The following is a 20092-nucleotide window of genomic DNA, read 5'->3' as shown; positions in this document are numbered from 1 at the left end:
GCAGTATTACGGACAGGGCAGACTATACCCTGATAAATTGTTGTGTTTCGGTATCGTTTCGGTGTCCATTTTGCCGGTTCTCCCTGATGTCGTTCCTGCCCCCGGTTCTTTCGGCGGCGTTTCGTCCCCGTTGGTACGCTCGTTGCGGTTAAGGTTCCTCCATCTCCTTGCCGGAAGTCGCTGCGGTACTTCGCCGGGGGACATATCCCATACAGGACGGTCATTCGATTGGAATAATCCATCGATGAACTACCTACATCATAGAACATTTTTGAGCCTTGTGCCGTATGTCCGAAAAGTAGGAATTGGGGGCAGAAATCAAAATATTCCACGTTTGCGGAAGGATATGCTATAATAAATCCAGCGGTCATGTGAGCCGCTGGAAAGGAACGGTATGCCTATGAAATCACGCATTACCATACAGGAACGGCTGAAAGATTTACGCAAAGAGAAAAACTTATATCTGGAACAACTAGCGCAGCTTACCGGCATTTCAAAGTCTGCCCTCGGCAGCTATGAAACGGACGATTACAAAGAAATCAACCACAATAACCTTGTGATACTGGCAGATTTTTATGGCGTGTCTGTTGATTACATACTTTGCCGGACAGAAAACAGGGAGCAGATAAACACGCCTTTGTCAGAACTGCATATTAGTGATGAAATGGTGGAGCTGCTGAAAAGTGAGCAGATCAACAACCGGCTTCTCTGTGAGATTGCCACCCATGAAAAATTCAAGCGGCTAATGACGGACACGGAAATTTACATAGACGGTCACGCCACCGCACGTTTCCGGGATATAAACGAATCGCTGGAAGAACAGCGGCTTGCCCTTATCAAAAACCACACCCACGCTGACGGCGATTTATACTCGGAAACGCTTCTTGCCGCCCAATTAGAGGAAGAAGATTTTTTCTGCCATGTTACGCATAAAACATGGGACGCCATTCTCCACGACATACGGAAAGCCCATGAACATGACATTGACAGTACGCCGGATTTCTCTCTTGCAAAGAAGATGGCCCTGGAAATCAAAAAAGCCCTCGCAGCTCCCGGGGACCACCTTACAAAAATCTGGAAAATCATCTTCAACCTGCTTGATATTGACTTTGACAAGCTGACCGCTGATGAACAGAAAGTGTTGAAAAAGGTTCTTGCAAAATCGCCCGTTATCAAGAACAATCCGCTGAATTTCCGGCGCAGGAGAAAATAAAAGCAGCCGTTGTGGGAATTGCGGTTCCTGCAACGGCTGGCTTAAATCATATATAAAATTTTGCTATTAAAACCATTTTGCTGTTTCGTTTCTGAATTGCGGTAAATCACTGTTCTGGTACGGATTATAATTGTATCGGTTGCAACCAAACTCTTTTAAGAACTTGATTCTATTATCTTCTGTCCATTCAATCAGCGATATTCCGTCAAAATCTTCAACATTTCCATTATCCATCTGATTTTTGAAATACCACTCGACAATCGTTGAATTTTCTTTGTGGAAATACTGCTTTATGTCCCATACAAGAACTTTTCCACGGGTATTCCATTCATTGAACCAATGCTTTACAGTAGCCCGGTTATCGTATTTAGGACTCCAACTCTCAATGTAAATTACATCTTCTGTAAAAATATCATCTATTCCTAAATCCTCTTGTTTTAGCCACATATCGAACCATAATCGAATTATTTTTTCTCGTTCATTCATTGATTAACACCTCATTTACGAATCGGCTTCATCCTGTTCCAATTCTATCACATCTAAAATGCCACAATTCAGGGTTTCACAAATCTTCGTCAGCGTTTCCATGCTGATATGCTTTCCCTTCCCCATATTGGCAATCATATTTGTGGTAAGACCGGCGGCAAGCCGCAAGTCCTCTTTCCGCATATTGCGCTCTATCAGCGTATGCCATAGCGGTTTGTAGCTTATGTGCATATATCGTCCTGCCTTTCTCCCCATGCCGGGGCTTGCTTCCTCCATTATAGCACCTATCTTGTAATTCCACAAATATTTCTTGACTGCTTCGCCGGTTCCGTCTGGATTGTGCTTTTCCTTTCTTCATCTTGATTACATCTAATTAGCCATAAGCTGTTTCATCCGCAGGGACTCAGCCTTTATATGGCTTATCCGCTGCCGGTTTTTCCCCTCCGGTATATCACGGTCTTTTTCAAGCATATCGGCATTAGAGAGGATGACGGTGAGAGGAGTTTTTAATTCGTGGGAAGCGTCCGCGACGAACTGGCGCTGCTGCTGCCAGGCATCTTCCACGGGTTTTACAGCCCATCTGGAGAGAAGGATGGAGAACAGGAAAAGGACAGCAAAAGAACATGCGCCGATAATGGAAGAGTGTATCAACTGCCAGTAAAGCGAATTCTGTTCCTCGTATATATCGGCGAATACGTACCGCACTGTTTGGTCTGGCATGGTTTTTCCGCGGAGATAACGCAGGTGCCGGTCCTTTAAGGTGCCGGATTCACCGCCCATGCTTTCTGCCAGGGATACCAGTGTTTCGGCCTCCCGGCTTTCTGTATTCAGAAGCTGGTTCTTTACTACGGAATAATTGCCTTGCCTTATATCTACCACCATTAGAGGGAGCTCCTGTCTGCGGGGACGGGCTGGAGAACGCTGTCCGGCAGAGGGCTGCTGCCTGGCTGGAGGGTCCTGTCTATTTAGTGCGGCCTGCCCGTTTGGAGTGTCCTGCCTGTTTGATTCTGACTGTTCATTGAATGAAGCTGATTGTCCTTCGGCATAACCTGTCTGTTCCCGCATACTGGCCGGGTAGTCTTCCATCATGGCGGAATGCAGGGTGTCCATGCTCCGCCGAACGTAATTTGCTTTTGTTGTGCAGTACAGCGTTATGAAGATGACGGCCAGGAGAAGACCGACAATGATCATCATGATGGCTGAAAATTTCCATCTGAGTTTACGTATCATAGTGACACCTCCAGCTTATATCCAATGTTTCTCATGACGCATATGGAAACACAGGACCCCAGCAGAGAGAGCTTCTTGCGCAGAAATGATATGTAAGCCTCTACACTGTTGGAATTTACATTGGCGTCATATCCCCAGACCTTAAGAAGTATGGTTTCCTTTGGGAGATACTGGCTGCTGTTTTGTATCAGGAGACTCATGAGTTCCAGTTCCCTGGCGCTTAAGGACACGCTGTTTTCGCCGCAGATAAATACTGGCGTGGAAGGCGTGAGGATAAGATCCCCAAAGGACAGGGTGTCGGGCGCAATATCTCCGTGCCGCCTCAGCACAGTGCGCAGACAGGCCAGGAATTCTTCTGTGGCAAACGGCTTTGTCAGATAGTAGTCTGCTCCGGCGTCTAATCCCCTGACCCGGTCAGCAAGTTCCGACCTGGCAGTCAGCATGAGCACCGGCGCCATGTTGCGGGCGCTTCTCAATTTTTCCAGGACTTTGTATCCATCCATTCCGGGAAGCATCACATCCAGGACAGTGGCGTCATAAATACCGGTTTTTGCCAGATCCAGTCCCTCTGCCCCGTCATGGGAAATATCTGTATAATATCCGGCCCCGCCTATCATGTCAGCCAGAGTAAATGCAAGCCGTTTCTCGTCTTCAATCACTAATATGCGCATGGAAAACCTCCTGTGGTTAATTGGAATAAGCCTATTATAGCATGGAGCCTGGGGGAGGAATTTTGAACTTTGTGTGAAAAATTTATGTTGGGCAAGGATATAGTTTTTTGCATTAGTGTACGAGGGATGGGCGAACAGGATTGTGTCCCGTCCGGCAGCGATTGGGTCTTATGGGGATTGGGCTTTTTGTCGTGGTATGGTGAAAGGTTAGAGAATAAAAGTTGGAAGGGTACAGGTCCGAAAAAAGGCTTCGGAGCCTTTCCAAGTTCGTTTGTACTATGCATAGAAAAATGGGGATGAAATACTGCCGCTGCTTCTGGGGGCATTATCATCCTGTTAGTTAATGGGGCAAAGAGAAGATAATAAGAAGAATTAATTACACAAACCATATATCAACCCACTCTATGGAAGCAAAATATAGAGTGCCGCAGCAACGGAACATATCATAAAAAATGTCCCGCTGGCCTGCAAAAATGTTAAATAAAGACCGGTTGGCCCCGCGCCGTCCACTGTGAAAATATGTTCAACTTCCCAGAGATATTCCGGCTTCATAATCATGGCCAGACCTAAAGCAAATAGAGAAATCAGACCCAAATGGCCATATTCATGAAATGGAAATAGAATCTTAAAGATGGAATAAAAATAGAACAAAAAAAGTAATAAAATTATGTCATTTTATTTATTGAATGAACATAGTTTATTGACTTATGTTCAATGAAGTGCTATTCTAGGTTTATAACAGAAATCAGACTTGCTGGGAAAATGAATATGGATATCTGCTGACAATGGAAACCTGTTGATAAATGAAAACAGAGTATAAGAGAAAAGAATTATATTCAGAAAAAGAGGTGGATTGACAGATGGAACGCAAGACGGCCAGAATATCCAAGGAGCCGGAGGTCCGCCGGCAGGAGATATTGGACACGGCCATGTGGGTTTTTATGGAAAAGGGATATGAGGCAGCTACCATGAGAGATATTGCGGCAGCCATGCATGTGGTGCCGGGATTGTGTTATCGGTATTTTGAGTCCAAGCAGGTACTGTATGATACTGTAATCGAGCAGTACGTAAAGGATATTACGTACCCTATGATTGAACTTCTGAAAGAAACGGAGCGTTCGCTGGATGGTTTTCTGGACAAAATGGAACAGCTGTTTATGCAGACAGACGGAAAAGAAAAGTATCATCATTTCTTTCATAAAAAGGAAAATCATGATCTTCAGATGCTTATGTCGGTTAAGCTGTGTGAGACCATTGAACCTTATATGGAGGAGAAGCTGCGGATAATGAATGAAAAGGGAATCACAAGGGTTAAGAATATACCGATTACAGCATCCTACATGCTCTTTGGCGCGGTTCCTGTCCTGGAGAACGATGAATTGTCAACAGCTGAGAAGGCATCGGGTATCCGCATGATAATGAAATGTATTTTAGGTCTGTAACTGAGCTAAAAATGACAAATTGGCCGGCAGATAAGAGAAGAATTCCCGTTGCCGCTGTTTCGGGAACTTCTTTTTTAAAAGAATGAGTGAACAGCGTTCATTTGGACGGCATCATGGAGAGCAGTGCCACTGAGAGCGGTGTCATGAAGAGCAGCGCCACTGAGAGCGGTGTCATGAAGAGCAGCGCCACTGAGAGCGGTGTCATCGAGACCGCAGCACGATACAGTTAACAGATAGAGATGGCTAATAGAACATAAGCCAGGCAGCAAACAATCAAGGAGGTAGGAATATGGAGCATTATGCACTGATTACAGGGGCAACCAGCGGTCTGGGACTGGCCTATGCAAAGTGGTTTGCAGGAAAAGGGTAAAATTTAATCATGACCGGCAGGAGAAAAGAAGTGATTGAAAGGAGAGCTCAGGAAATCAGGGATAAATATGCGTGTAAGGTTATTGTGATTCTGGTGGATCTTGCTAGTGAAGGCGGGATAAGAAAGCTGCTTGCATCGCTGGAGGGCCGGGAGGTTCATGTGCTGGTGAACAATGCAGGCTTTGGCTTCAGAACCTCATTTAGTGATACGGATATAGATGGACTGAAGCGCCTAATCTATCTTCAGACAACGGCTGTGGCAGAGATAACCCATCATGTCTTGAAGGGAATGAAAGAACGGAATAAAGGCATTATCATCAATATTTCATCCGACGGGGCATTTGCGGTGGTGCCAGGCAATGTTACCTATGCCGCCTCAAAACGTTTCATCGTCACATTGACCGAAGGGCTCCACATGGAGCTTATGGGCACGGAAATCAGGGTTCAGGCCGTGTGTCCGGGATTTGTGGATACGGATTTCCATGAAAATAACGGGATGCATGTGGATAAGACGAGAAAGGGCATGTTTGGATTCCGGCAGCCTGAAGATGTGGTGGATGAGGCTATGAAGGAGTTTGAAAAAGGAAAGGTTATATGCATACCCGATAAGGCCGGGAAACTTGTGAAGGCCATGGCGGAGTATATGCCTAAAAAGATTTATTACCGGTTTGCAAATGATTTTGTGAATAAGAACATCAGGAAGAACTGATATGTGGCCGCATTAACAAGAGCTAATATCCGTATGGTATTAACAAGCGCCAACACCAACAAGTACCAATACTAACAGCCACAGATGCTGACAGAAAATTTTACGTAAACAGAAAACCTTATAAAAACAGAAAACCCTATAAAAAAGCTCCCACAACAGCCGACAGTCAGCAGCTAAGGGAGCTTTTTTTGAACGTTATGCGTTTTAAATAATGAATTTGAACTTGTCACCGATGCAGAGCCGGCGGCAGGGGTTCGTAATCGTGTTCTTCACATCGTGGATGACACTTTCAATCCTCAAAAGGGGGTACCCGCTTGAAATTCCCAGGGCTTTGGCCTCTTTTGAGGTGGCGAACACCATGTCCAGAGTTTTTTGGGAATGGTCTAAAATGATATTATGCTTTTTCAGTATCTCGTACAGGGAAGTGTCGTTTAAATTTTCGCTGAATAAAAAGGAAAAGGACTCAGGAAACTTATTCAGCTCTAATTGGACCGGTTTTCCTGTTGAGGAAAAACGGCCCTGTTTATTGTGTCACAGTAAAAACAAACTGATGAAAAATAATTCTTGCACGTAAAGAGGAGAAAAGCTATAGTATAGATAGAAAGAGGAACAGCCGCCCACAAGGTGGGTTGACCTGATTATAAGTTTAGAAAATCCACCCTCAAACCGGTTAAGTTTTGGGGTGGTTTTTCTATGTTAAGCCAGCGGCATATCAAATAGATGAATGTCAGCAATGCCGCCAATATAAACATTCCAAATGCCATTAGGTCATTAAAATCGAAATGTTTTATAGACATCACCTCAATCCTATGTAGAATAAAGGCCAATGCCACCCTGCAGCACGATTGCTCCCTAAAGAAAGTATATCATGTGAGCCGGAAAGCTACAAGAAACAGTTGCGCCAGATTCTTTGTCAGCAGCCAGCTTCACGATCTGCGTGTAGTTCCTTGTCAACTGACTTAACTTTTGGGGTAAACTATATTTTCGTATTGATAAATTAGCCTTAAAGGATAGTGTAGTCCGTACAAAAAATAGCTATCCTCTACGGCCAATAGAGGATAGCATGCAACTAAAAATCACATCGTAATCCGAAGTGCAATCAGGGCATCCAGCGTGATAAATTCATATTGCCTCCGCCGTATTTATGGGATAAAATATAGTAACGCTGAATATTGGAGGGTGACACTATGATTTTATCGGACAGGACACTATTTAAAATGCTGGAGGAAGGTACTTTATCAATCACACCGTTAGACAAAGAGCAGGTACAGCCGGCCAGCGTGGATATACGCCTGGGGGATACTTTCAGCATTGTGGAGGATTTATCCACAGGAATCATTACCTTAAAGGATGAGGTCAGGTATAAGACCATAAACACAGACACCTACATCCTTCTTCCGGGCCAGTTTGTGCTCGCCACAACCATGGAGTATGTTTCCCTGCCGGACAACCTGACCGCCTTTGTGGAGGGGAGAAGTTCCCTGGGACGTCTGGGCCTGTTTATACAGAATGCGGGCTGGGTGGATCCGGGCTTTCAGGGGGAGATTACTCTTGAACTATTCAATGCTAACCGCTGTGCCATTGAGCTGAAGGCAGGACGCAGGGTTGGCCAGCTGGTGTTTGCGGAAATGGATGATATAGCCATGAAACCATACAATGGAAAATATCAGGGGCAGAGGGGAGCCACCGGGTCGCGGGTATATATGGACTGATGGTTTTGCCCAACGGTTGCGGACAGGACAATACATGGCAGCGAAGGTCCGGTCATTGATTGACGGAAGATATGGGGGCATGATATGATAGTACCAGTTATAAGGTTCGGCGGAGAATAAAATAAAAAACAAGTTGAAAAGGAGAAATGACATGGCATTCTATTTTGAGGAACCTTCCCGCACGTTCAGCGAGTATCTTCTGATTCCAGGCTATTCATCCACCCAGTGCATCCCTTCCCAGGTGAGCCTGAAGACGCCTCTGGTAAAATATAAGAAAGGAACGGAACCGGACATAACCATTAATATCCCTATGGTTTCTGCCATCATGCAGTCTGTATCGGATGACAGGATGGCCATTGCCCTTGCACAGGAAGGCGGAATTTCCTTTATATACGGGTCCCAGGCCATTGAGAAGCAGGCTGAGATGATTCACAAGGTGAAGCGGTATCGGGCCGGTTTTGTGGTAAGCGATTCCAATGTATCGCCGGATATGACGCTGGCGGATGTGCTGGCCATCACGGAGGAGACGGGCCATTCCACCATTGCGGTGACTGCGGACGGAAAGCCCAACGGAAAGCTGTTAGGCATTGTCACCAATAAGGATTACCGTGTCAGCAGGATGGGACCCGATACCAAGGTAAAGGACTTTATGACAACGCTGGAGAATTTAGTTTATGCCGACGAGTCTACCACCCTGAAGGAAGCCAATGACATCATCTGGGAGCACAAGATTAACTGTCTTCCACTGGTGAACAGGAACCAGGAGCTGGTGTACCTGGTTTTCCGCAAGGACTATGACACCCATAAGAAGAATGAAAACGAACTCATTGACAGCTCCAAGCGGTATATGGTGGGAGCCGGTATTAATACAAGGGATTATGCGGAGCGTGTGCCTGCCCTGCTGGAGGCGGGAGCGGACGTGCTGTGCATTGACAGCTCTGAAGGCTTTTCCGAGTGGCAGAAGATTACCATTGACTATATCAGGAAGAATTACGGGGATTCGGTGAAGGTAGGAGCCGGCAACGTGGTGGACGGAGACGGATTCCGGTTCCTGGCAGAGGCGGGAGCTGATTTTGTCAAGGTGGGAATTGGCGGCGGCGCCATCTGTATTACCCGCGAACAGAAGGGAATCGGAAGAGGACAGGCCACAGCCCTGATTGAGGTGGCAAAGGCCAGGGACGAGTATTATAAGGAGACAGGCGTATACGTGCCCATCTGTTCAGACGGCGGCATTGTACACGATTATCATATCACGCTGGCACTGGCCATGGGCGCTGATTTCATCATGCTGGGACGGTACTTTGCCAGGTTTGACGAAAGCCCTACCAAGAGAGTGAATGTCAATGGAAGCTACATGAAGGAATACTGGGGCGAAGGCAGCGCCAGAGCCAGGAACTGGCAGCGGTATGATATGGGCGGGGATAAGAAGCTGTCCTTCGAGGAGGGCGTGGACTCCTTTGTTCCATACGCCGGAAGCCTTAAAGACAATGTAAATCTCACTCTGAGCAAGGTGCGCTCCACCATGTGCAACTGCGGAGCCCTTACCATTCCGGAGCTCCAGGAGAAGGCAAAAATCACCCTGGTATCATCCACCAGTATAGTGGAAGGCGGGGCGCATGATGTTATGCTGAGGGATAAGAGATAGAGGATAAGAACCAAAAGATAAGAGGCAAAAGATAAGAGACGCGGTTATCAGGCGGCTGATAAGAGTGAGGCGGTGCCGGGCATTGTACCCGGCACTTGTTTTGGTTTGCGCACCATGGACGCGCTCTAACGGGTGAAAGTCCCAAACGTACCCAGGTATCGGGGAAGTGTATAGCTGAACAACAAGGGTGTCCATCGTGAGGTGGAATCTGAAGGATGGACTTATGTCAATACTTTGGACACAAAAAGTTGAAAGTTTATTCTGCCTTTTTAATTCTTCCTCCTCCTTCTGCTGTGGTATCATATAGCCGATGGCACTATGGATTCTCTTACGGTTATACCAGCCCTCTATGTACTCAAGGATTGCCCTCCGGGCTTCTCTGAAATCCTGATATGTGTGGAGATAGATATCTTCCTTTTTCATTACGGAATGGAAGGATTCTATGCAGGCATTATCATAGGGATTCCCTTTACGGCTGAATGAATGGAGTATCCCATGGCGGCTCAGGTACCTTTCACTTCAATGTCATTTCAGTAAGTCAAAACTTACTTTGAGGGCGTGGGCCTTGCCGACCATATTACCGTCCACAGCCAGACAGGCGATACGGTGGAACACGCAGCGGAAGCCGTCGGATGCAGCCCTGCCGAAATCGCCAAGTCGCTGACCTTTCTTGTGGACGGCAAGCCTGTTATGCTTGTCATGGCGGGGGACACAAGGGTAAACAGCTCAAAATTCAAAGCCTACTTTCACCAAAAACCCAGCATGGTTCCTTATGAACAGGTAGGGGAGTTGATCGGACACCAGCCGGGGGCAGTTTGCCCCTTCGCAATCCGTGAGGACGTGACCGTCTACGGGATACTCACCATGATTGGCGCGATGGCAACAGGATTTTTGATCGTAAAGTTCAAGATGAAAAATGTCCTGGGGAGTGTTTACGGCATCCGCGTTTTGATTTCGCTGTTTATGCTCCTTTTCCCCAAGGGGTTTGCCTTTGCCATCATCATAACGGGATTTTTAGGCATTACAGGTGACTCAACGGTTCCGCCCACAGCGGGGCTGATTACAAAGCAGTTTGGAGCCTTTTTCAGTTCGTGGCTGGGCGGGGGCTGCTTCACAACCTATGGGAACTATACGCTCCCTTGGGTCGTGAATACCGTCCTTTGCCTGATTGCGTCAGTAGCGAGCTTTTCAATTAAGGAGGAAACTGTATGAAACAGTACATTGGGCCGGAACCAAAGAAACCAATCTACGTCAAAACAGTGCATCGTGTTGGCTGCCGTTTTACGGCGCACCGCAGCGCGATTGTAATGATTAAGCATTGTCGAAATGCGTCTCAATTTGAGACATATTATCGAACTCCGGCGAACCCTGCCGACTGTCTATTTTCAGATAGGCGGCAGGGTAATTTGCCACCTCTGTAGGTGACGAGGGCGGATTTGCCCCTGATTTGGCAAGCGACGAGGAGGCCATCCAGTTCATTTTGGAGGCAGTCAGAAGGGCTGGCTATGAACCGGGAAAGGATTTTGTGCTGGCCATGGACGCGGCTTCCAGTGAATGGAAGAGCGGTACAAAGGGCCAATACATACTTCCTAAAAGCAAGAAGCATTTTTCCTCCGGGGAACTGGTTGCACACTGGAAGGAATTGTGCGAAAAATATCCTATTTGTTCCATAGAGGACGGATTGGACGAGGAAGACTGGGAAGGCTGGCAGCTCATGACAAGGGAACTGGGCGGCAAGGTTCAGCTGGTGGGGGACGATTTGTTCGTTACCAACACCGCAAGGCTAAAGAAGGGAATTTCCATGGGTTGCGCAAACTCCGTTTTGATTAAGCTGAACCAGATTGGATCTGTATCAGAGACGCTGGAGGCCATCAAGATGGCCCACAGGGCAGGGTATACGGCTATTGCGTCGCACCGGTCCGGGGAGACGGAGGACACTACCATTGCGGATTTGGCAGTGGCGCTTAATACATGCCAGATTAAGACAGGCGCTCCAAGCAGGAGCGAGCGTGTGGCCAAATACAACCAACTGCTGAGGATTGAGGAAGAACTGGGAGACAGCGCGGTTTATCCCGGAATGGAGGCATTTAACAAACTTAACGGCAGCGGCGGGGGGAGATAAATGAATATCCCCGCTGACATGAGGTAAAACCGCGGGTCTGTATAAGATGTGGCCGTACTTTGTTAATTTGCCCAGTGCGGATTGATACAGCGTCATTTAGAAAACACCATTTCTGCCGGAATATCGTCAATGCCGCAAAAAAGATGCCGCAAAATAGGGCGGAGCACGCTTGATTTTCCACCTGTAATTGATTATAGTAACGTGGTAGAGAATATTTAGGAATATAAAATGATTTCACATAAAGGGAAGGGGATTTTACAGATATGGATATCAAAATACGGCAGTATTCAGAGGCGGACACAGAGGCGGCAGTCAGGATATGGAACCATATTGTGGAGGAGGGAGTGGCATTTCCGCAGATAGAGCTTCTCACGGCAGAGACTGGGAAACAGTTTTTTTCAGAGCAGTCTTTTACAGGGATTGCGTATGACGGCGCCGGTGGAGACATCGTGGGACTGTATATTCTCCATCCCAATAATGTGGGGCGCTGCGGCCATATCTGCAATGCCAGCTACGCGGTTAAATCCGAGCTGCGGGGACGCCATATCGGTGAGGCGTTGGTGAAGCATTGTATGGAGCAGGGAAAAAAGCTGGGATTCAGGATACTTCAGTTCAACGCCGTGGTAAGGAGTAATGTCTCAGCGCTCCGCCTGTATGAGAAGCTTGGATTTACACAGCTGGGCGTGATACCGGGAGGCTTCCTCATGAAGGACGGGAGCTATGAGGACATCATTCCCCATTATCATGTCCTGTGACAGGTTATGCCTTACAGTGAATGTACCCTATCATGATTTTTAAAAATGTTCTTGCTTTTCATTTTTAATCATTATATGCTTTTTACATACACCGGTGTACCTATAAACGTGAAGGAGCTTATATGATGCAAAATGAAAATTGGCCTGTCTCCGGGTGGCGGACGGCAGAGCCCGGAGAGCAGGGAATGAACCGGGAATTACCTCAAAGACTGCATTCTGTCATCACATCGGACTACGCAAATACCAATGGCATCGTGGTGGTCAGAAATGGCTGTATTGTCTGTGAGGAGTACTTTCATGGCTTCGGACCAGATGTTCCGGTCCATGTGGCATCGGTAACAAAGAGCGTGCTGTCCGCATTGACGGGCATTGCGGCGGACAAGGGGTATATACCGTCTGTCAGGCGGAAGATAATGGAGTATTTCCCGGACTATACTTCGGAAACACATGACAGGAACTGCGGGAATGTGACCATTGAAAATCTGCTGACCATGACGGTGCCCTATGCATTTGAGGAATGGAAGGAACCTTTGGAACAGCTGTGTACATCTCCTGACTGGGTGGGATTCACCCTGGATATGATGAGGGATGCCGGGGAAACGGATAAGCCCGGCAGGCATTTCCAATATTGTACGGCGGGAGCCCATCTTTTGTCCGCGGTTTTACAGCGGGCGGTTGGGATGAGCACCCGGGAATTTGCAAACCGCTATCTGTTTGCGCCTGTTGGTATGACGGTGATTCCGGATTATCCCATGGAAACCTATACATATGACAGCCTGTTCGGGGAAGGGGTCAGGGGATGGGTGCACGATCCTGAGGGCGTCACCGCAGGCGGATGGGGTCTGACCATGACGCCCAGGGATATGGCGCGTTTTGGACTGCTGTATCTGAACATGGGTATGTGGAATGGGGTGCGTATCATTCCGGAATCATGGGTCCGCCAGTCTGTGAAGAGAACCCCCAGCCATTATGGCTATATGTGGTGGCAGTTTGAGAAAAAGGGTGTGGCTGTCCACGCTGCCATGGGAGATGGAGGAAACATGATTTGCTGGGTTCCCGACAGGAATCTGGTGGTAGCCATGACGTCCGGTTTTGCGCCGGACGCAAAGAACAGGTGGCTGCTGGTCAGGGATTATATACTGCCGGCTGTTGAGGAAATCAGAGTGGGAGATGGGCCATATGATAATCAGGGAAGAATATACCTGCTCCCTGGAGCTGGTCCAGGATATGATGAAGGGTAAGAGGAAGTGCAGCATTATCTGGCGTCTCCGGCTGGGGCCTGCCCTGCCGTCCGGTTTAAGGCGGGATATCAAGGGGATAACAGAAAAAATGCGGCAGCATTTGAAGGAACTGATAGTGTTTAGAATGTGGATAAGACGGTGTATGATACATTTCCCCTGAAAACAGAGTATTTTCTGACGGAGAAGGGGAAAGCGGTATTAAAGGCATTGGAAATCTACCAGAAAATAGGCATTGATTACATGATTGAGGCCGGATAGGAACAATTGCTGCGGGACAGGAATATTATCTGAACTGTCTTGCCAATACACATCAAAAAGTAAGTATATACTGTGGGAAAAGCGGGTAATTGCCATATTGTCAAAATCTTTCTATACTAATCTCATAAAAAGAAACCTGGCGGAGGTTTTGCCTTGATTCACTGGATGGCGGCCAATATCACGTCCAATGAGCTTTTAGAGGACGTCGGCAGGAATGGCCCTGATTTTGTACAGGGAGTCAACAGCTGGATTTGCATTCAGGGAGGAGGCCATTCCGGGGAAATGTGCGGCCGGTACGGCGGGATGGCGCCGCCGGAGGGGCACGGCACGCATGTTTATGAGATAAAGGTGTGTGCCCTGGATACCATGCTGGATTTAAAGGATGGATTCCATCTGAATCAGATGTATCATGGGATGGAAGGGCATATCCTGGACGAAGCCGTACTGAAGGGTAAGTATGCGAATCAAGCTGTAAGATCATGAGCCGGGAGGTGCGGCCATTGCCGGAAAAAGAAATACAGATGCCTTGTTCGGAAATATGCCTGATCGCCCCGTCAGATGCGCTTGGCCGCAAGGGTACGAAAATTCTCATAGAAGAAAAGCTTAACGCAGCGGCGGCGGGAATTCCCGGCATGCTGTCAGATTATATGGATGCAATGAAAAAGGCACGGCAGATATCGTGCCTTATTGCGTTTTTCTCCTATGATGATCTGTCAGCAGGCGTTGGATAAACGCCGAAACCCATTGATTTTACTGAGTGTTGTCACTCAATTTATGTCTGCTAAATACCATCAGATTTCTTTACATGAACTCTTTTCAGACTGTCCGGACAAACTTTGGATGATACACCCGCTTTCTTTGCTAATGTGTGATAAAGAAGTAATAGAAGTGTAAAAAATTTTGCCGTTCCTATCCGGCGTTTCGCGATTACGCCGGATAGGGCGGGCTTTCAGGCTTCGGGCAAGTCAATCTTGCCGACAAAGCTGTAATAAATCTCTATGTCCTGTCTGCGGGTGTCGTTTTCGCGAATCCCCCCTCACTCTGAATTCCAGCGCCTCGGCCTTGTCGGCCACGATTTTATACAGTGTCTCTATGTTGCTGCCCATGGAGTTCTGCATGGCCCTCACATACTGCAGGATGATGTCGGCCGTCAGCATCTTGGGATATATAAAGCAGGGCTTGAGGAAGGCACTCCCCAACAAGATTTCCGCAAGGACAAAATGAGCGATAAGCGAAATTTGGTACTGCGGTAGAATCTTGCTCTTAGAAGCTGCGTTCTGCCCGCTGTTTGATAGAAAACTGGAAATTTCCCCTGCTCACTTACCAATACCGACACTCTCCCAATTTTCCAAAAATGGGCGCAAAAAAAAGCAGCAAATCTTTTTCAGACTTTACTGCTCGGTAGGTCGCTTCCGTCCGTAAGCTTTCCTCTGTAAAACGTACCAGCTGACATATTACGGTAAGACAGTTATAGATGCGGGTTGGGCTTTAAGGTCAGGTTAATGGTGACTAAGCTTCTTTTCTGAATCGAAAAAAGACACCTATCAATTAGTCAATAGGTGCCTTTTTATTGATTACTAAAATTTCACTTGATTGAGGTGTTTAGTTTTTTGTATTTATACGGTTATATTTATGGAATCTGTTATAGTGACATCATTACTGTTTCCCTGACTCGCTTTTGCAGCACTTCTCCATGCTGCATTATATATTCCCAAAAGCTTAGATTCACGTGCATTTTCTTCTTTTGTTCCATAAAAAGTCCAACCACCGTTTGAATACGAAGCTACCATTTCACCATTGCCATCGTAAAACTCAGCATAAGATAAATTCTTAGTTTCTTTTTGATATTTCACTTCACCAAACATAAGTGATATGATGTCGAGCGTTTTGGGACGAGGAATATTATTTTTGAATATGGCTGTTAAACCATCTGTAATAATTCCTTTTCTGTTTGGTGAGGCAACAGAAACATAACTTTTCACTAAATTTCTAAATCCTGCTGAATCCGATTGGAATTTCCCTTCTGATTGGTCTTTTTTTGCTTGTTCAATAATAGCCTCTTCATATTTATCCTCGCTCATAGCAGGAGACTGTTTCGTGTTGAAATGAAAATCATTATAATCGGGAAGTTGTACATTCCCAATTTTTCCAGTGCCCGAAAACAGACGACTTTGTGCGAATGTGTTATAATTTTCTATTCGCATTTTTCACATTCTCCTTCCTACTAGATTTGATGATGTTCTTTACCTATTCCCAAAATCAAAATGAATCGTCCCAATATACTGTAATGTATGGGCTAGAATACGTCTTACTTCCAACATCAGTAGGTATGCCACCTACAATAGCTCCACCTAAACAAGTACAGTTAAAAGTAATGGTATATGTTCCATTTGCTTTCGTGGCAAGAAATCCATTTGATTTCAACGTTGTATTTGCCTGCCCACCCCAAGTGATTTTTTCTGCTGTGGTTTTATTGCTACTCGTCAATGTTAAATAATTGGTTAACATCGCACCAGAATAACTGCTGAGAGAACCAGTATTTACTTCTAATTTAGTAATAACAGCGTTTGTGGGTAAACCTGAAACCTTAAATGATACTGCACTGGAATTTCCTGTTTGACCAGTATTGAGTACAATACTCATTTTACCAGACGAGGTTACTTTTTTATTGCCAGTAGCTGCGAATGCTGTCGTTGTAGTTGCAAATACCAAAACCACCATCAAGATAAAACTGAATAATACACTTAACTTTCTTCTTGGTTTCATAATACTTCTCCTTTCTAAAAAACGTCAACTTGTTAATTATAAATATATTCTAGTCCATTTTTTAATCAAGAACTAGAATAAACACAGCAATAAGGTTTCACCTCCTCTTTTTCATTATAATATTTTCATAACCTTTATCATTATTATCGGCACTTTTGACGAAAAAATAATATTTCTCCGCAAATATTATTATTATAAAATCATAAATTTTTCTTCAATTTTAAAAATAAATGTTTTTTACTATATTTGGCAGACGATTTTGGAAAAATTAAATATCTTAGTTATTAGTTTTGAAAATTTTGTACAGAATAGTGAGTTGCTGTCTATCAAATTCTTGTGTGTTACTTTACCGCACATGAGCATTAGATGATGATTTTAAGCAGCAGCACCCTGAACTTATTGTAGAAAAGAAGTCGGACTCTCCAGATGAGGATAAATCGATTAGTGATTCCTCATCGCTTAAGCCGATCCTCTTTGATTTTTTTGTCCGCCATCCCGACTTTCATCCACTTACCTTCCTGGGAGACTCCGCTTTTGACAGTTATGACATCTATGGATTCTTAAAAGATGAATTTCATTTTTCAAAAGCTCTGATTCCTTACAATACAAGAAATGAAAGCGCCCTTAAGGAAGTCGGGTATAACGAATACGGATATCCCACATGCCCAAATGACAACTCCCTAGTATGACTCTATTTTAATAAGTTTACATTATTATCCTGAAATGGTATAATACTTATAGACCATTTCAGGAGGTAAAATGATGCCAAAGAGTGCTACGCCTATTTTTCTTTCCAATGATGATAAGTCATATTTAAAGTCCATTCTACAGAAGGGGACTGTTGAAGCCAGAGTCCACAGGAGAGCCAAAATCCTCTTATTAAAATCAGATGGCATGGCAGATGAAGCCATTGCTGACAAACTCGATATTTCGAGACCGACGGTAAAGCTCTGCCTGAAAAAATATATGGAATCAGGCGTAAAAGCTGCCATGGAAGACAGTAAAGGCCGTGGCCGCAGGATTGAAATTACCGATGATGCAAAGGCATGGGTAATCAATATTGCCTGCCAAAAGCCTTCCGCATTCGGCCTCCCGGCAGAGTTATGGTATCCATTGAGCCTTACCCGCTACATCAATTCCGTTGCTGAACAGGAAGGATATCCCCGTATGGCGACAGCATCTGAGTTTTCTATCCGGAAGATACTTAGGAAAGCAATGCTTAATCCCCATAAGGTCACCTATTATTGTGAAAAACGGGATCCTGACTTTGAAAAGAAGATGCATGATGTGCTGGTCATTTACAAACAGGTTGAACTCCGCTTTGATGAAAATGGAAGTTTGATTCCGTTTGCCGGTGATGAAGAGCCGGTACATACATTATCCTATGATGAAAAGCCCGGGATCCAAGCGATTGCCACCACAACCGGGGACAGGCCCCCGGCTGCCAGTACGGAAAAAATGTCCACCGTACAGCGTGATTATGAGTATAAACGTCTGGGGACGCTCTCCCTATTGGCAGCGATTGACCTGCTGACCGGGGAAGCTATCCCACTGGTAAGCAATACTCATAAAAGCAGCGATTTTGTAACATTCCTTAAAATATTGGATGAGAAATACCCAAAAGGGGACAAAATACGGCTTATACTGGATAACCACTCCGCCCATACATCCAGGGAGACACAGGAATATCTGAATACAGTTCCTGGAAGGTTTGAATTTGTGTTCACACCCACACATGGCTCCTGGCTGAATATGGTGGAAGGCTTTTTCAGCAAAATGACCCGCCAGATGTTGTCCGGGATTCGTGTAGGCTCGAAAGAGGAACTAAAGGAACGGATTTTGAAATACTTTGAAGAAATCAATGAGGTTCCCGTCCCCTACAAATGGAAATACCGCTTGGACACGATTGATCTTTCGGAAGAGGATGTGGGCACAATCGTCTATGAAGTTGTAAATGCGAAAGCAGCAAGTCCTGAAAACCAAGGGAAACGTGCGCCCAAAGCACGGACACGTAAGCCAAGAAATCAGATTACTACCAATGCTTAAATTGTAAGCTTATTTAAATCGAGTTATACTAGTCATGAAACATCTGGGTGTCACAAAGGAAGCCGGCCGCTTTGACCGTATTAAATGGGGATGCCCTAAAATGCAATACAGCAAGGGTCAGTGGCATTGGCTCTGTAAAAATCCATGCAGCACGGCCAGGAAAGGACGCACTGCCCATACCAGCGAAAACATGCGTTTCCGTAGGTTCCCGTATGCTAAGGCCGTTCTTAATGAATCTTCGCATAAATAATCATAGGGGAAGCTGTCGCTGCTCCGAGCAAAACTCCTGACAATGGTGCAAGTATAAAGCCTGGCAGCCCCAGATATTCTACAGCTGCAACTACCAAATCCTTAATTGCAGAGTTGTATATGATGCTTGCCAGGCCGCCTGTACCAATTAAAAGCAAAACTACGCCACTCATCTTTCTCTTTCTGGATAAATACTTTTGAGTAGCAACTAAAATAAGTGTTACAACGACTGAGATAATACCAAATAACATAATCATTTATCCTTACATAACGGATGGGTTATCCACATTTAAGGAGTTTTGCTTTTAACAATTACCTATGATCTGTCAGAGGATGTAAAAGCCATGTGCGGGATGCTGAACATCACATTCCACTGCTGCCGTTTTTACCGGAAGCCAAAGCGCCCATGAAGGTGTGAAACAGGCAATAAAGGACGGCGCTGTCCTGGAAATCGGCGGCGTGGCGACCGAGATTCCGGCAGGAAAAAGGGGGCTGTGGCCATTATCCGGGACGTGAAGGTACTTCAGAAAAGTGAGCAGAAGCAGGATGATTTCAGTCCGGTCCGGCTACTGGTTTCCCTCCGCTATAATCATATCCTCCTGATCCAATGCGTCTGTGACCCAGCCGGTGAAGCGGCTGTAAAAGTCAAAGACAGTATCGTCGAAATGGATGTGGCTCATGTCGGCTTCTATTTTCTGTATTATGACATTCCAGGTCCCGGCAGGTATGCGGTTATCCCGGCCCCGGCAGACGTCAAATTCCGGGAATTCCGATTCCAGGTAGGGCAGCAGGAGCATTGTATAATCTGTCTTATAAATGCGCAGTGGTTCCTGACAGTATGTATCGCGGTCTCCTGGTCCAGTGCCGGAACCGCAGGGATAAAAGCAGAGATTTACCTTTTCATCCGGAGCCGAAAAACATCTTAATACCATAACCATCCCCCCCGTATATCATTACATTGCCGTGTGCCGGGCCTTTCGTGGCTAAGACCGCAGTCTGAACGTGATAATTAGATTATATCACGCCGGGGGGAGATTTGATAGTGTGAAAAACAGGGTGGGATGCAGGCTGAAAACAGGGCGGGATGCAGGCCGGTTTGCAAGGTGGATTGACAGGAACCGGGGGTGGCTATAAAATAGAGGGATACCTATATTTTATTATAATGTGTGGCTGGGGGA

At 45.9% G+C, this 20092-nt stretch carries 22 protein-coding genes and 5 pseudogenes; 15 read left to right on the top strand and 12 right to left on the bottom strand.

The features are described 5' to 3' along the window. Positions 1-400: 400 nt before the first annotated feature. A complete protein-coding gene (locus LA360_RS13515) occupies positions 401-1213 on the top strand; it encodes a helix-turn-helix domain-containing protein (RefSeq protein ID WP_057572792.1) in 813 nt (270 codons plus the stop codon). 66 nt (positions 1214-1279) lie between these two features. On the opposite strand, the gene LA360_RS13510 is transcribed toward LA360_RS13515, so the two are convergent. From LA360_RS13510 to LA360_RS31315, 5 genes and pseudogenes are all read right to left on the bottom strand, one after another. Next, complete coding sequence (locus LA360_RS13510; protein ID WP_057572791.1) at positions 1280-1699, bottom strand: nuclear transport factor 2 family protein; 420 nt, start codon at positions 1697-1699, stop codon at positions 1280-1282. A 15-nt stretch (positions 1700-1714) separates the two neighbouring features. Further along, complete coding sequence (locus tag LA360_RS13505; RefSeq protein WP_057572798.1) at positions 1715-1930, bottom strand: helix-turn-helix domain-containing protein; 216 nt, start codon at positions 1928-1930, stop codon at positions 1715-1717. A 150-nt stretch (positions 1931-2080) separates the two neighbouring features. After that, positions 2081-2929 (bottom strand): annotated as a pseudogene (locus LA360_RS13500) (histidine kinase dimerization/phospho-acceptor domain-containing protein); the annotation flags it as partial. Beyond that, positions 2926-3600, bottom strand: a complete 675-nt coding sequence (locus tag LA360_RS13495; RefSeq protein ID WP_022201968.1) for a response regulator transcription factor — start codon at positions 3598-3600, stop codon at positions 2926-2928. The gene LA360_RS13495 and the pseudogene LA360_RS13500, both read right to left, overlap by 4 nt. A gap of 402 nt (positions 3601-4002) precedes the next feature. Next, on the bottom strand, positions 4003-4194 hold the full coding sequence (locus tag LA360_RS31315; RefSeq protein ID WP_089776483.1) for a DUF6199 family natural product biosynthesis protein: 192 nt from the start codon (positions 4192-4194) through the stop codon (positions 4003-4005). Positions 4195-4460: 266 nt separating this feature from the next. Here LA360_RS31315 and LA360_RS13490 point away from each other — a divergent pair, with 266 nt between their 5' ends. From LA360_RS13490 to LA360_RS13480, 3 genes and pseudogenes are all read left to right on the top strand, one after another. Further along, positions 4461-5042, top strand: coding sequence for a TetR/AcrR family transcriptional regulator (locus LA360_RS13490; protein ID WP_022201967.1), 582 nt, complete (start codon positions 4461-4463; stop codon positions 5040-5042). 86 nt (positions 5043-5128) lie between these two features. Then, positions 5129-5272, top strand: coding sequence for a hypothetical protein (locus tag LA360_RS13485; protein WP_160116335.1), 144 nt, complete (start codon positions 5129-5131; stop codon positions 5270-5272). A gap of 59 nt (positions 5273-5331) precedes the next feature. Next, positions 5332-6120: pseudogene (locus LA360_RS13480) on the top strand (SDR family NAD(P)-dependent oxidoreductase). A gap of 204 nt (positions 6121-6324) precedes the next feature. Here the strand turns inward: LA360_RS13480 and LA360_RS13475 are convergent. Continuing rightward, positions 6325-6612: pseudogene (locus tag LA360_RS13475) on the bottom strand (UTRA domain-containing protein); the annotation flags it as partial. A 695-nt stretch (positions 6613-7307) separates the two neighbouring features. On the opposite strand from LA360_RS13475, the gene dcd reads away from it, so the two are divergent. Both dcd and LA360_RS13465 read left to right on the top strand, forming a co-directional pair. After that, positions 7308-7832, top strand: a complete 525-nt coding sequence (gene dcd, locus LA360_RS13470) for a dCTP deaminase (protein WP_002588110.1) — start codon at positions 7308-7310, stop codon at positions 7830-7832. 151 nt (positions 7833-7983) lie between these two features. Further along, the gene (locus LA360_RS13465) at positions 7984-9477 is read left to right on the top strand and encodes an IMP dehydrogenase (RefSeq protein WP_002588111.1); all 1494 of its coding nucleotides are present in this window, start codon (positions 7984-7986) and stop codon (positions 9475-9477) included. Here the strand turns inward: LA360_RS13465 and LA360_RS31910 are convergent. Further along, positions 9418-9969, bottom strand: coding sequence for an integrase core domain-containing protein (locus LA360_RS31910; RefSeq protein WP_370804953.1), 552 nt, complete (start codon positions 9967-9969; stop codon positions 9418-9420). The two genes, LA360_RS13465 and LA360_RS31910, sit on opposite strands and share 60 nt — an antisense overlap. A gap of 114 nt (positions 9970-10083) precedes the next feature. Between LA360_RS31910 and LA360_RS13455 the strand changes: the two genes are divergently transcribed. The 7 genes and pseudogenes from LA360_RS13455 to LA360_RS13425 all read left to right on the top strand — a co-directional run bounded on the left by LA360_RS13455 (position 10084) and on the right by LA360_RS13425 (position 14584). Continuing rightward, positions 10084-10689: a YbaK/EbsC family protein gene (locus LA360_RS13455; RefSeq protein ID WP_112482242.1), complete on the top strand. Its 606-nt coding sequence runs from the start codon at positions 10084-10086 to the stop codon at positions 10687-10689. Between the two features lie 196 nt (positions 10690-10885). Beyond that, positions 10886-11599 (top strand): annotated as a pseudogene (gene eno, locus LA360_RS13450) (phosphopyruvate hydratase); the annotation flags it as partial. A gap of 263 nt (positions 11600-11862) precedes the next feature. After that, entirely contained in the window at positions 11863-12354 is a 492-nt protein-coding gene (locus tag LA360_RS13445) for a GNAT family N-acetyltransferase (protein ID WP_022200935.1), read from the top strand. Between the two features lie 122 nt (positions 12355-12476). Then, positions 12477-13595 (top strand): serine hydrolase domain-containing protein, encoded by a 1119-nt coding sequence (locus LA360_RS13440; protein ID WP_112482061.1) that lies wholly within the window; start codon positions 12477-12479, stop codon positions 13593-13595. 126 nt (positions 13596-13721) lie between these two features. Continuing rightward, positions 13722-13853 carry a winged helix-turn-helix transcriptional regulator gene (locus LA360_RS30010; protein WP_318653989.1) on the top strand — a complete coding sequence of 44 codons (132 nt, stop codon included), beginning with the start codon at positions 13722-13724 and terminating at the stop codon, positions 13851-13853. Between the two features lie 153 nt (positions 13854-14006). After that, a complete protein-coding gene (locus LA360_RS13430; RefSeq protein ID WP_112482060.1) occupies positions 14007-14336 on the top strand; it encodes a YbhB/YbcL family Raf kinase inhibitor-like protein in 330 nt (109 codons plus the stop codon). 38 nt (positions 14337-14374) lie between these two features. Beyond that, positions 14375-14584, top strand: coding sequence for a hypothetical protein (locus LA360_RS13425; RefSeq protein ID WP_225537534.1), 210 nt, complete (start codon positions 14375-14377; stop codon positions 14582-14584). Between the two features lie 294 nt (positions 14585-14878). Here LA360_RS13425 and LA360_RS31905 read toward each other — a convergent pair. The 3 genes and pseudogenes from LA360_RS31905 to LA360_RS13410 all read right to left on the bottom strand — a co-directional run. Next, a pseudogene (locus LA360_RS31905) lies at positions 14879-15127 on the bottom strand (Trk system potassium transporter TrkA); the annotation flags it as partial. A gap of 342 nt (positions 15128-15469) precedes the next feature. Beyond that, on the bottom strand, positions 15470-16057 hold the full coding sequence (locus LA360_RS13415; protein WP_002588120.1) for a hypothetical protein: 588 nt from the start codon (positions 16055-16057) through the stop codon (positions 15470-15472). A 55-nt stretch (positions 16058-16112) separates the two neighbouring features. After that, positions 16113-16619, bottom strand: a complete 507-nt coding sequence (locus tag LA360_RS13410) for a hypothetical protein (RefSeq protein WP_002593925.1) — start codon at positions 16617-16619, stop codon at positions 16113-16115. A 762-nt stretch (positions 16620-17381) separates the two neighbouring features. Between LA360_RS13410 and LA360_RS13405 the strand changes: the two genes are divergently transcribed. Next, a complete protein-coding gene (locus LA360_RS13405; RefSeq protein ID WP_057573261.1) occupies positions 17382-18665 on the top strand; it encodes an IS630 family transposase in 1284 nt (427 codons plus the stop codon). A 227-nt stretch (positions 18666-18892) separates the two neighbouring features. Here LA360_RS13405 and LA360_RS13400 read toward each other — a convergent pair whose 3' ends face one another. After that, positions 18893-19165, bottom strand: a complete 273-nt coding sequence (locus LA360_RS13400; RefSeq protein WP_022200339.1) for a hypothetical protein — start codon at positions 19163-19165, stop codon at positions 18893-18895. 315 nt (positions 19166-19480) lie between these two features. Continuing rightward, positions 19481-19846, bottom strand: coding sequence for a hypothetical protein (locus LA360_RS13395; protein ID WP_112482059.1), 366 nt, complete (start codon positions 19844-19846; stop codon positions 19481-19483). Positions 19847-19916: 70 nt separating this feature from the next. On the opposite strand from LA360_RS13395, the gene LA360_RS29705 reads away from it, so the two are divergent. Further along, on the top strand, positions 19917-20048 hold the full coding sequence (locus tag LA360_RS29705; RefSeq protein WP_263870230.1) for a hypothetical protein: 132 nt from the start codon (positions 19917-19919) through the stop codon (positions 20046-20048). Positions 20049-20092 lie beyond the last annotated feature (44 nt).

The sequence above is a fragment of the Enterocloster clostridioformis genome, assembly GCF_020297485.1.
In the GTDB taxonomy this organism is placed as follows: domain Bacteria; phylum Bacillota; class Clostridia; order Lachnospirales; family Lachnospiraceae; genus Enterocloster; species Enterocloster clostridioformis.
This window is presented reverse-complemented; position numbering and strand designations above follow the sequence as displayed.

Bases quoted from the DNA above. Each gene is read 5' to 3' on its own strand.
- LA360_RS13515 (WP_057572792.1), top strand. From the start codon at position 401: ATGAAATCACGCATTACCATACAGGAACGGCTGAAAGATTTACGCAAA.
- LA360_RS13510 (WP_057572791.1), bottom strand. From the start codon at position 1,699: ATGAATGAACGAGAAAAAATAATTCGATTATGGTTCGATATGTGGCTA.
- LA360_RS13505 (WP_057572798.1), bottom strand. From the start codon at position 1,930: ATGCACATAAGCTACAAACCGCTATGGCATACGCTGATAGAGCGCAAT.
- LA360_RS13495 (WP_022201968.1), bottom strand. From the start codon at position 3,600: ATGCGCATATTAGTGATTGAAGACGAGAAACGGCTTGCATTTACTCTG.
- LA360_RS13490 (WP_022201967.1), top strand. From the start codon at position 4,461: ATGGAACGCAAGACGGCCAGAATATCCAAGGAGCCGGAGGTCCGCCGG.
- dcd (WP_002588110.1), top strand. From the start codon at position 7,308: ATGATTTTATCGGACAGGACACTATTTAAAATGCTGGAGGAAGGTACT.
- LA360_RS13465 (WP_002588111.1), top strand. From the start codon at position 7,984: ATGGCATTCTATTTTGAGGAACCTTCCCGCACGTTCAGCGAGTATCTT.
- LA360_RS13445 (WP_022200935.1), top strand. From the start codon at position 11,863: ATGGATATCAAAATACGGCAGTATTCAGAGGCGGACACAGAGGCGGCA.
- LA360_RS13440 (WP_112482061.1), top strand. From the start codon at position 12,477: ATGATGCAAAATGAAAATTGGCCTGTCTCCGGGTGGCGGACGGCAGAG.
- LA360_RS13425 (WP_225537534.1), top strand. From the start codon at position 14,375: ATGCCTTGTTCGGAAATATGCCTGATCGCCCCGTCAGATGCGCTTGGC.
- LA360_RS13415 (WP_002588120.1), bottom strand. From the start codon at position 16,057: ATGCGAATAGAAAATTATAACACATTCGCACAAAGTCGTCTGTTTTCG.
- LA360_RS13410 (WP_002593925.1), bottom strand. From the start codon at position 16,619: ATGAAACCAAGAAGAAAGTTAAGTGTATTATTCAGTTTTATCTTGATG.
- LA360_RS13405 (WP_057573261.1), top strand. From the start codon at position 17,382: ATGCCAAAGAGTGCTACGCCTATTTTTCTTTCCAATGATGATAAGTCA.
- LA360_RS13400 (WP_022200339.1), bottom strand. From the start codon at position 19,165: ATGTTATTTGGTATTATCTCAGTCGTTGTAACACTTATTTTAGTTGCT.
- LA360_RS13395 (WP_112482059.1), bottom strand. From the start codon at position 19,846: ATGGTATTAAGATGTTTTTCGGCTCCGGATGAAAAGGTAAATCTCTGC.